Raw genomic sequence first — 10,884 nt, 5'->3', positions numbered from 1 at the left:
TCCCGCGTTGCAGTCACAGTGTTGAAGTCAGAGGGTAGTGCCGTGCTGATCAGAAAATCCGCCGATCTCAAAGAGTCCGACGTCACTCCGTACGAAATTTATCAACAGCGGCGGGCATTTCTGCAGTCCGGGCTTGTGGTTGCCGGCGTGGCGCTGACAGGTTCGTTATGGTTGCCTTCAGCATCGGCAGCCCTGTCGCTTACGAATGTAACGCCCGGGCCGTTCAGCACAGACGAGGAAAAAACCGACCGCAAGGATGTGCTGACCTACAACAATTTCTATGAGTTCGGCGTATCCAAGTCGGATCCCGCAAAAAACGCCCACCGCATGAAAACCGACCCCTGGTCGGTAGAGGTTGTGGGTGAATGCGAGAAGCCGGGCATGTTCACACTGGAAGACATTGTTGCGCCCCACGCACTGGAGGAACGTATCTACCGACTGCGTTGTGTGGAGGGCTGGTCGATGGTGATTCCATGGATCGGTTTCCCGCTTGCCGATCTCATAAAACGTTTTTCCCCGACATCGAAAGCCAGGTACGTCGAATTCGAAACCCTGTACGACAAGAAGCAGATGCGTGGTCAGCGTCGCCGCGTGCTGGACTGGCCTTACCGCGAAGGCCTGCGCATGGATGAGGCCATGAATCCGCTGACGCTCATGGCGGTTGGGCTGTACGGGAAAGTCCTGCCCAACCAGAACGGCGCACCTTTGCGCCTGGTCGTGCCCTGGAAATACGGTTTCAAAAGTATCAAGTCGATTGTAAAAATCCGTTTCCGTGAAACGCAGCCAACCAGTTCCTGGATGAAAGCCGGGCCACGCGAATACGGTTTCTACTCCAATGTGAACCCGAATGTACCGCACCCGCGCTGGAGCCAGAAGCGCGAGCGCCGCATCGGTGAGTTCCGCAAACGCAACACGCTCATGTTTAACGGTTACGAAGCACAGGTCGCCGCCATGTACGCGGGGATGGACCTGAATAAATATTTCTAGGCCTGCGCTGCCCGATATGCAGAGACAATTACTCAAGCCAGCGGTTTTTCTCCTGTGCCTGGCGCCGCTTGCGCTGCTGGTCTGGGGGCTTTATGCCGACCGGCTTGGTGCAAACCCCATCGATGAAGTCGCTGATACGACAGGTGAGTGGGCGTTACGGTTTCTGCTGATAACGCTGATGGCAACCCCGTTAAAACGCCTGTCTGGTTGGGGGTGGCCTGTCCGGGTGCGGCGTATGCTGGGTCTTTTTGCATTTTTTTACGCAGCACTTCATTTTGTTACCTATCTCTGGCTCGACCAGTTTTTTGATTGGGGTGAAATCTGGCTGGATATTATCGACAGGCCGTTTATTACCGTCGGTATGCTCGCCTTTATTTTGTTGTTGCCGCTTGCTGCAACGTCCACTAATGCCATGGTGCGACGACTTGGACGCAACTGGAAGCGTTTGCATCGCCTTGCCTATGTGGTTCCGTTGCTCGGCGTTTTGCATTTCTGGTGGCTGGTGAAGGCTGATGTACTGGAACCGCTGGTGTATGCGGCTGTTCTTGTTTTACTGCTTGCGCTCAGGTTGAAGCGCAAGCCTGTTGTTGCCCGTACATCGACAGAGCGCTGCGTAAGCTGATAACGCTCCCGCTCATGCAGGGAAGGTGGCGGCCTGTTTTCCCGTTGCCACCACCACCCTGTTGTTGTGTGGGTTATGGCATGGCCTTCAATTTCTTGTAGTCAACTGCCCCTGCGTAGGCCTTGAGGTCTTCAATGCTGACATCGCTGCCTTCGATTGTCACAAGAAAGCGCTTGTCAACGACAATGTTGATGTCGCCGTCCCGGTTGCCGGCATCGTATTTCACGATAGCTTTCTGACGCCCGATGCGCTCAAGTTTTCCGCCGTCCGAGGTGGCAAACATGGGGTTGGAGAACATCATCATTACACCCTGCATAATCGGGGAGTCTGTGATGATCTTGACGGTAATCGAACTGGACCCCTTGCTGTATGTGCGTTCTGCTGTTACCCCGCCACCGAACATGGCCGTGCCGGCAGACTGGGATGATGCATCCTGCGCGCTCCAGCCGCTCACAGGTTCCGGAAGGAACGCCTCCAGTTGTGAAGCTTTCTTTTGCTGGATCAGCTGTGTTGCATAATTCAGGTTTTCCACGGCGTCCTTGTATTCGCCGTCCTGGTAATACTGCAAGGCCTCGTTGATGGAGTCTTCGATATCGTCAGCATACCCTGTGCCGGAAAAGGCCACGAGAGATGCGACGATTGCGGCTGCCTTTAGCGTGTGATCTGGTCTGGACATATCTGCCTCCTTGTTTCTGAGTTATATACCCGCTCAATACTAGTGTAGTCGTTTATATTTGATCCTGTGTGGCTGGTTGGCCTCGTCGCCGAGTCTGCGTTTTCGGTCTTCCTCATAGTCGGCATAGTTGCCTTCAAACCAGGTGACCTGGCTGTCGCCCTCAAAGGCAAGTATGTGTGTGGCGATGCGGTCCAGGAACCAGCGATCGTGGGAGATAACAACGGCGCAGCCCGGGAAATCCAGCAGGGCTTCTTCCAGTGCCCGCAGGGTTTCGACATCAAGGTCGTTGGTTGGCTCATCGAGCAGCAGCAGGTTGCCGCCACTCCGCAGTAGCTTGGCGAGATGCACGCGATTGCGTTCGCCACCGGACAGCGTGCCGACGTGTTTCTGCTGCTCAGTGCCGCCGAAGTTGAAGCGTGATACGTAGGCGCGTGAGTTGATCTCGTATTTTCCGATGGTGATGATGTCCTGGCCGTCCGAGATTTCTTCCCACACAGTCTTGTTGTCATCCAGCGCGTCACGGCTCTGGTCGACGCAGGCCAGTTGTACAGTTTCACCAATCCGCAGTTCGCCGCTGTCAACCGGTTCAACGCCCATTAGCATACGGAACAGGGTAGTCTTGCCTGCGCCGTTAGGGCCGATGATGCCGACGATGCCGCCCTGCGGCAGACGGAAGCTCAGGTCGTCGATCAGCAGTCGGTCGCCGAAGCTCTTGCGAATATGGCTGGCTTCGACCACCAGTTCACCCAGCCGCGGACCTGGCGGGATGTAGAGTTCCTTGGTCTCGTTACGCTTCTGGGCTTCCTGCGAGGACAGTTCTTCGAAGCGGGCAAGGCGGGCCTTGCTCTTGGCGTGGCGACCTTTGGGGTTGCTGCGTACCCATTCCAGTTCCGCCTTCATGGCTTTCTGGCGGGCGCTTTCGGTTTTTTCTTCCTGCTCAAGGCGGTTTTCCTTTTGCTCCAGCCAGGAGGAATAGTTACCTTCCCACGGGATGCCATGGCCGCGATCCAGTTCCAGAATCCAGCCGGCGACATTGTCGAGGAAGTAACGGTCATGAGTGACGGCGACCACGGTGCCGGGGTATTCGTGAAGGAAGCGTTCCAGCCAGGCCACGCTTTCGGCATCCAAGTGGTTGGTCGGTTCGTCGAGTAGCAGCATGTCAGGTTTGGAAAGCAGCAACCTGCACAGCGCGACGCGGCGTTTCTCGCCACCGGACAGCTTGCTGACGTCGGCATCCCACGGTGGCAGCCGTAACGCATCAGCGGCAATTTCCAGCGTACGTTCCAGGTTGTGGCCGTCACTGGCCTGCAGGATATTTTCAAGCTTCGCCTGCTCAGCGGCCAGTGCGTCAAAATCCGCATCCGGTTCGGCGTAGGCGGCATAGACCTCATCGAGCCGTTTTTGTGCATCGGTGATCTCTGCCAGTGCTTCTTCAACATTACCGCGCACATCCTTGCTCTCGTCCAGCTGCGGCTCCTGTGGCAGGTATCCGACCTTGATACCGGGTTGCGGGCGCGCCTCGCCGTTAATCTCGGTGTCGATGCCGGCCATGATGCGCAGCAGCGTGGATTTACCGGAACCGTTCAGGCCCAGAACCCCGATTTTGGCGCCGGGAAAGAATGACAGGGAAATATCGCGCAGTATTTCGCGTCTGGGCGGCACAACCTTGCCGACCTGGTTCATGGTGTAGACGTATTGGGCCATGTGACCTCGCTGGTTGGTGTAGACTGGAGGTATTATACCGGTTACGTGCTGGGGTTGTGTTGGTGTCCGCGGTATCGACGCTGAATGCTGGCAGGGTAACGAGAACTACCCCAACTTGAGCAGTTGGTTGCGGGATCTGTGTATGGGTTCTGATTGTGTGGCTGTCTATGTTGGCGATGCGCTGGCCGCTTATGGCTTTGGCGACAGCCATCCTTTTGGGCCTGATCGTATGGCGGCGTTCTGGCAGCGAATGTGTGACGAGGGAATGGATCAGCGGGTCGAGACCCGGGTGCCGGTTCGGGCCAGTGACGAAGATATCCTGCTGTTCCACACCCCGACCTACCTGGAAAAGGTCAAACGTCTGTCGACGACTGGCGAGGGGTACCTCGATTGTGGTGATACGCCAGCCTTCAAGGGTATGTATGAGGCTGCAGGCACGGTGGTTGGCACCACGCTGGCAGCACTGGAAGAGGTTATGAACGGCGATTGCCGGCAGGCTTTTGTGCCGATTGCCGGGCTGCATCATGCCAGCCGCGACAGTGCAGCAGGGTTTTGCGTATTCAACGATTGCGGGGTGGCAATCGAGTCATTGCGCCGGCGTCATGGTATTGGCAGAGTGGCCTATGTCGATATCGATGCACACCACGGTGATGGTGTGTTCTACGCATTTGAAGATGATCCGGAACTGATTGATGTAGACTTTCACGAGGATGGCCGTTATCTCTATCCCGGTACAGGGTCGGTGGACGAAACCGGGCAGGGCCCGGCTGCAGGGCGTAAGCTGAATATTCCACTGTCACCGGGGGCAGGCGATGAAACCTTCTTCCGGCTATGGGAATCGGCCGAGTCCTTCCTCGATAAACTCGCGCCCGAGGTGATTGTGCTGCAATGCGGTGCCGACAGCCTGGCGGGTGACCCGATTACCCACCTGGAGCTGTCCGAGGCCGCCCATGCCCATGCCGCAGCCCGCCTGAAACAGCTGGCTGAGCGTCATGGCGGTGGTCGATTACTGGTATTGGGTGGCGGGGGTTACAACCGCGATAATCTGGCCCGTGCCTGGACCGCGGTGATTGCCGCGCTACTGGGCGAAACGCCCTGATTCCAGTATGATTCGCCTCTTTTCAGCCGTGTCGGGGAAGTCGAATGTTCAGCAAGAAAATGACCATCAAGGGGTTCGATGACGAACTCGCCGCTGCCATTGCCGCCGAAGAGGTGCGCCAGGAAGAACATATTGAGCTGATTGCGTCGGAAAACTACGCCAGCCCGCGTGTCATGGAAGCGCAGGGCAGCGTGCTGACCAACAAGTATGCAGAAGGCTACCCGGGCAAGCGTTACTACGGCGGCTGTGAACATGTTGATGTGGCCGAGCAGCTGGCTATCGACCGCGCCAAACAGTTATTCGGTGCCGATTACGCCAATGTGCAGCCGCACTCGGGTTCGCAGGCCAATGCGGCAGTGTATCTCGCGCTATGCGCCCCGGGCGACACCATTCTCGGGATGAGTCTCGCCGATGGGGGGCACCTGACCCATGGCTCGAAAGTGAATTTTTCCGGTAAGGTATTCAACGCCATCCAGTACGGACTGAATGCCGACACCGGCGAGATCGACTACGATCAGATGGAAGCCCTGGCGCAGGAGCACAAGCCGAAAGTGGTCGTTGCCGGTTTCTCCGCCTACTCGCGTGTGGTGGACTGGGAACGCTGTCGCAGGATTGCCGATTCTGTCGGCGCCTTCCTGTTTGTCGACATGGCGCACGTCGCCGGCCTGGTTGCGACCGGGCATTACCCCAGCCCGGTACAGATTGCCGATGTGACGACCACCACCACGCACAAGACCCTGCGTGGTCCGCGCGGTGGCCTGATTCTGGCGAAGTCCAACCCGGATATCGAAAAGAAACTCAACTCACTGGTGTTCCCCGGTATCCAGGGCGGTCCGTTGATGCACGTGATTGCCGCCAAGGCCGTGGCGTTCAGGGAAGCCCTGCAGCCCGAGTTCAGTGAATACCAGGGCAGGGTACTGGCCAATGCGCGCGCCATGGCGCAGGTGTTCCTGGATCGCGGCTACAACGTGGTGTCCGGTGGCACCGACGACCACCTGTTCCTGGTTGACCTGATTTCCAAAGGTATCACCGGCAAGCAGGCGGATGCGTCGCTGGGTGCAGCCAATATCACCGTGAACAAGAACGCCGTGCCGAATGACCCGCAGTCGCCGTTTGTAACCAGCGGCATCCGTGTGGGCACCCCGGCAGTGACGACCCGCGGTTTCAATGACGACGAAGTACGCGAACTGGCCGGCTGGATGTGCGATATCATGGATGATGTGGACAACGCCGATACCATTGAGCAAGTCAGGGCAAAAGTTCTGGAAATCTGCAAACGCTTCCCGGTATACGGCTGAAGCCACTACGCCATCGGAGGCTGACTGCCTATGCGCTGCCCGTTCTGTGGGAACATGGACACCAGGGTCATTGACTCGCGTCTCGCGGGTGATGGCATGCAGGTGCGTCGTCGTCGTGAATGTATCGCCTGTGCGGACCGTTTTACCACCTATGAGTCAGCTGAGCTGGTCATGCCGCGCATCATTAAAAGTGATGGAACACGCGAACCGTTCAACGAGGAGAAACTGTTGACCGGTGTGTTGCGTGCACTGGAAAAACGTCCGGTTGACACGGACAGTGTAGAAGCTGCCATCAATCGCATTCAACACCGGTTACAGGCTTGTGGCGAACGCGAAATTCCATCGCGACAGCTGGGTGAATGGGTCATGAACGAATTACGCAACCTCGACCAGGTGGCCTATGTGCGTTTTGCCTCGGTCTATCGCAGCTTCCAGGATGTGAGTGAGTTCCGTGACGAGATCGAGCGCCTTGAGCAGGGGCCGACGCCGGAAGAAAAGCGTGACCAGATGCCGCTGTTGCCTGACGAAGAGGATGCAGCACCCGATGCCTGAGGCGCCGGCGGCGGGTGAAATGTTGTTTGATGCAGCCGATTACGCCTGTATGGCCGAGGCCGTGCAGCTGGCCCGGCGTGGCATCTACAGCACACACCCGAACCCCGGCGTTGGCTGTCTGGTGGTGGCCGGGGGTGAAGTGCTGGGACGTGGCTGGCATCGGCGTGCCGGTGAACCACACGCCGAGGTTTATGCGTTGCGCGAAGCCGGTGCGCGCGCCCGTGGTGCAACAGTCTATGTGACACTGGAGCCTTGCAGTCATACCGGGCGCACGCCACCCTGCGCAGAGGCGTTGGTGGAGGCTGGTGTCAGGCGTGTGGTGGTTGGCATGCAGGATCCCAATCCGCAAGTGGCCGGTCGTGGTATTTCGCGCTTGCGTGAAGCGGGTATAAAGGTTGACAGCGGTTTGCTGGAAGCGCAGGTACGTGAGCTGAACCCCGGGTTTATCTCGCGTATGCAGCGGGGCCGCCCCTGGTTACGGGTAAAACTCGCGGCCAGTCTGGATGGGCGCACGGCCATGGTGTCGGGTGAAAGCCGCTGGATCAGTGGCCCGGAAGCAAGACAGGACGTGCAGCGGTTACGGGCGCGCAGTTCCGCTGTCATGACCGGTATCGGCACAGTGATGTCCGATGACCCGTCACTGAATGTGCGGCTGGAAGCCTCGCAACTGTATGGTGTGGAGCCGCTGCGTCAGCCTTTGCGCGTTGTGCTGGACAGCCATCTTCGTATGTCGCCACAGACAAGGTTACTGTCGTTGCCGGGTGAAACGCTGGTGGTTACGGTGAGTGATGATACAACAGCGCGTCGTGTGCTGGAACAGGCCGGTGCAGCCGTTTGTGCTGTCGAGGCGCAGGATGGACAGCCGTCGCCGCAGGCCGTGTTGCAGGAACTGGCGGCGCGGGAGATCAATGAGGTGCTGCTCGAATGCGGCCCGACACTGGCGGGCGCTTTTATGACGGCCGGGATGGTCGATGAACTGATCCTGTACCTGGCGCCGCACCTGATGGGGGATGGCGCGCGTGGCCTGTTTCATCTGCCGGGTCTGGAGAAAATGCAGGATCGTATCCCGCTGCAGTGGCAGGATATTCGCCAGCTCGGCGATACATTGCGGTTGACGTTACGGCCGGCGCAGGATTAACAGGGCAAGCGAAGAGAGAACATGTTTACCGGTATCATACAATCCGTGGGTGAAGTCGCTGCCCTGCAACCGATGGGTGACGATCTGCGCCTGCGCATCCGTACCGGCAAGCTGGATCTTGCTGACGTGGCGTTGGGCGACAGTATTGCCACCAGTGGCGTGTGCCTGACGGTTGTGGACCTGCCCGGTGACGGCTTCCGGGCGGATGTGTCCGGCGAAACGCTGGCCTGTACCCGCACCGGTGAGCTGAAAGTCGGCGACCGGGTCAATCTGGAAAAGGCGCTGACACTCTCCACCCCGCTGGGCGGGCATCTGGTCAGCGGGCACGTTGATGGCATCGGTGAAGTGGTATCGCGTCATGAAGACGGCCGTTCGGTGCGCTTTCGCATGCGCGCCCCGGACAAACTTGCACACTACATTGCTGCAAAAGGTTCAGTGTGCGTGGACGGGATCAGCCTGACTGTCAATGCGGTCGATGGCGCCGGGTTTGAACTGAACATTGTGCCGCATACGCTGGTTGAAACCACCATGGGCGAATTTCAGCCCGGGCGCACCTTCAACCTTGAAGTGGATATTATTGCCCGTTACCTGGAGCGCCTGCTGCTGGGTCAGCGCGCGGCGCAACCGGGTAGCGAGGGTGTAACGGAAGAACTTTTACAACGTTGCGGTTTTATGGGCGCAGCAGACAGGTCAACCGGCTTATGAAACTGAACAGCATCGAAGAGATCATCGAAGACATCCGTGCCGGCAAGATGGTCATCATCATGGATGACGAGGACCGTGAAAACGAAGGTGACCTGCTGATGGCCGCCAGTCTTGCGAAAGCGGAAGATATCAACTTCATGGCAACCCACGGACGTGGTCTTATCTGCCTGACACTGACCCGCGAGCGTTGCCGTCAGTTATCGTTGCCGTTAATGGTGGCGGATAACCAGGCGCAACTGGCAACCAACTTTACCGTATCGATCGAAGCGGCCGAAGGGGTAACGACCGGCATTTCGGCCCACGATCGGGCGCGCACCGTCGAGGCGGCGGTCAAGCCGGATGCAAAGCCACAGGATATTGTGCAGCCGGGACATATTTTTCCACTGATGGCACAGCCCGGCGGCGTGCTGACGCGTGCCGGCCATACTGAAGCGGGGTGTGATCTGGCGCGCCTGGCCGGGCAGGAGCCGGCAGCGGTGATTGTCGAGATCCTCAACGAGGATGGCACCATGGCGCGCCGTCCCGACCTGGAAAAGTTTGCCGGGACGCATGGCCTGAAGGTTGGTACGATTGCCGATCTGATTCACTACCGTATCGCCAACGAGAAGAGCGTCGAGCGTGTTGCAGATTGCCGTTTGCCGACCGGGTTTGGCGAGTTTCAGTTGTATGCTTACCAGGATATCGTCAACGATGGGTTGCACCTTGCGCTGGTAAAGGGTGAAGTCAGTAGTACTGAACCCAGCCTGGTGCGTGTCCATGTGCAGAATGCCCTGGGCGATCTTTTTGGTGCGCAGATGCAGGATATCGGCTGGCCGTTGCGCGATGCCATGCAGCGTATTAACGAAAATGGCCAGGGTGTGATTGTCGTGCTTGGCCAGCAGGAATCACCGCGTGACCTGGTGCAGCGCATCCAGAACTATAACGAACACGAAAAGACCGGCGAACCGCTGAAGCACGAGGAACAGCATGAACTGCGCACCCACGGTATCGGCGCACAAATCCTTGCCGACCTCGGCGTGCAGAAGATGCGTGTACTGAGTGCGCCCAAGGTTGAGCATGGACTGTCCGGCTTCGGGCTGGAAATCATCGAATATGTCGATGATCGGAAATAAATTCAATTCAAACATTGAAACTCGGAGTGACTGTCATGAGTGGCATCCAGGAAATTGAAGGTAAACTGAATATTCACAATGCGCGTATTGTTCTGCTTGTGGCGCGGTTTAACAGCTTTGTTGTGGAGAGCCTGCTGAGTGGCGCCATCGATACCCTGAAGCGCCATGGCGCAGAAGAAAAAGACCTGACAATCGTGCGTGTGCCGGGTGCGTTTGAAATGCCGCTGGCTGCAAACCGGCTGGCCGCCAGCAAGCGTTACGATGCCATCATTGCGCTGGGCGCCGTAATCCGTGGCGGCACACCGCACTTCGAGTACGTGGCCGGTGAGTGCACCAGGGGGCTGTCCGGCGTATCCATGAAATACGATATCCCGGTCACGTTCGGCGTACTCACCGTGGACAGCATCGAGCAGGCCATTGAACGCGCTGGTACCAAGGCGGGCAACAAGGGTGACGAAGCAGCCATGTCTGCCATTGAAATGATCAACGTGCTGCGTGAGATTGGTCAGTAAAACGCATGACGCAACCCGCCAAACCCCAGGCTGCACAACGCACCCGCGCGCGTCGCCTTGCCATGCAGGCGCTTTATCAATGGGATATGTCCGGCAACAACCTGTCGGATATCGAAGCCCAGTTTGTCGAGGAGGATGGTTTCGACAAGGCCGATGCGGACTATTTCAACGAGTTGCTGCATAAGGTGCCGGCAAGGCTCGATGAAATTGAAGAGGCCTTTTCCCCCTTCCTCGATCGACCGGTCAGGGAAATCGATCCGGTCGAGCGCGCTGTGTTGCGCATGGCGAGTTATGAACTTATGACACGCCTCGATGTCCCTTACAGGGTCATCATCAATGAAGCTGTTAACCTGACTAAAAAGTTTGGCGCAGAGCAGGCGCACAAATACATCAATGGCGTGCTTGATCAAACGGCGCGCAAGTTGCGTGCTGTCGAGCATCCGCAAGGAGATGGCGGGAGCGGCTTGCTGAAAAAATAG

The 10,884-nt window shown here is 57.9% G+C and carries 12 protein-coding genes; 10 read left to right on the top strand and 2 right to left on the bottom strand.

The window, feature by feature from the left end:
- Nucleotides 1-42: 42 nt before the first annotated feature.
- Complete coding sequence (gene msrP, locus ACW81B_RS09500) at nt 43-987, top strand: protein-methionine-sulfoxide reductase catalytic subunit MsrP (RefSeq protein ID WP_491579984.1); 945 nt, start codon at nt 43-45, stop codon at nt 985-987.
- A 16-nt stretch (nt 988-1,003) separates the two neighbouring features.
- Nucleotides 1,004-1,609, top strand: coding sequence for a protein-methionine-sulfoxide reductase heme-binding subunit MsrQ (msrQ, locus tag ACW81B_RS09495; RefSeq protein ID WP_491579983.1), 606 nt, complete (start codon nt 1,004-1,006; stop codon nt 1,607-1,609).
- 73 nt (nt 1,610-1,682) lie between these two features.
- On the opposite strand, the gene ACW81B_RS09490 is transcribed toward msrQ, so the two are convergent.
- Both ACW81B_RS09490 and ettA read right to left on the bottom strand, forming a co-directional pair.
- On the bottom strand, nt 1,683-2,285 hold the full coding sequence (locus ACW81B_RS09490; protein ID WP_491579982.1) for a hypothetical protein: 603 nt from the start codon (nt 2,283-2,285) through the stop codon (nt 1,683-1,685).
- A gap of 39 nt (nt 2,286-2,324) precedes the next feature.
- Nucleotides 2,325-3,989, bottom strand: a complete 1,665-nt coding sequence (ettA, locus tag ACW81B_RS09485; protein WP_491579981.1) for an energy-dependent translational throttle protein EttA — start codon at nt 3,987-3,989, stop codon at nt 2,325-2,327.
- 142 nt (nt 3,990-4,131) lie between these two features.
- Here ettA and ACW81B_RS09480 point away from each other — a divergent pair, with 142 nt between their 5' ends.
- Genes ACW81B_RS09480 through nusB form a run of 8 tightly spaced genes read left to right on the top strand, consistent with a single transcriptional unit; the run spans nt 4,132 to nt 10,884 of the window.
- On the top strand, nt 4,132-5,088 hold the full coding sequence (locus ACW81B_RS09480) for an acetoin utilization protein AcuC (protein ID WP_491579980.1): 957 nt from the start codon (nt 4,132-4,134) through the stop codon (nt 5,086-5,088).
- 44 nt (nt 5,089-5,132) lie between these two features.
- Nucleotides 5,133-6,386 carry a serine hydroxymethyltransferase gene (glyA, locus tag ACW81B_RS09475; protein ID WP_491579979.1) on the top strand — a complete coding sequence of 418 codons (1,254 nt, stop codon included), beginning with the start codon at nt 5,133-5,135 and terminating at the stop codon, nt 6,384-6,386.
- 30 nt (nt 6,387-6,416) lie between these two features.
- Complete coding sequence (gene nrdR, locus ACW81B_RS09470) at nt 6,417-6,938, top strand: transcriptional regulator NrdR (RefSeq protein ID WP_491579978.1); 522 nt, start codon at nt 6,417-6,419, stop codon at nt 6,936-6,938.
- On the top strand, nt 6,931-8,076 hold the full coding sequence (gene ribD, locus ACW81B_RS09465) for a bifunctional diaminohydroxyphosphoribosylaminopyrimidine deaminase/5-amino-6-(5-phosphoribosylamino)uracil reductase RibD (RefSeq protein WP_491579977.1): 1,146 nt from the start codon (nt 6,931-6,933) through the stop codon (nt 8,074-8,076). The genes nrdR and ribD overlap by 8 nt, the downstream gene beginning before the upstream one ends.
- A 21-nt stretch (nt 8,077-8,097) precedes the next feature.
- Nucleotides 8,098-8,781: a riboflavin synthase gene (locus tag ACW81B_RS09460; protein WP_491579976.1), complete on the top strand. Its 684-nt coding sequence runs from the start codon at nt 8,098-8,100 to the stop codon at nt 8,779-8,781.
- On the top strand, nt 8,778-9,893 hold the full coding sequence (gene ribBA, locus ACW81B_RS09455) for a bifunctional 3,4-dihydroxy-2-butanone-4-phosphate synthase/GTP cyclohydrolase II (protein ID WP_491579975.1): 1,116 nt from the start codon (nt 8,778-8,780) through the stop codon (nt 9,891-9,893). Before ACW81B_RS09460 ends, ribBA begins: the two co-directional genes overlap by 4 nt.
- Nucleotides 9,894-9,928: 35 nt before the next feature.
- A complete protein-coding gene (gene ribH / locus ACW81B_RS09450; RefSeq protein WP_491579974.1) occupies nt 9,929-10,405 on the top strand; it encodes a 6,7-dimethyl-8-ribityllumazine synthase in 477 nt (158 codons plus the stop codon).
- A gap of 5 nt (nt 10,406-10,410) precedes the next feature.
- On the top strand, nt 10,411-10,884 hold the full coding sequence (nusB, locus tag ACW81B_RS09445) for a transcription antitermination factor NusB (protein ID WP_491579973.1): 474 nt from the start codon (nt 10,411-10,413) through the stop codon (nt 10,882-10,884).

The sequence above is a fragment of the Thiogranum sp. genome (assembly GCF_058323355.1).
This window is presented reverse-complemented; position numbering and strand designations above follow the sequence as displayed.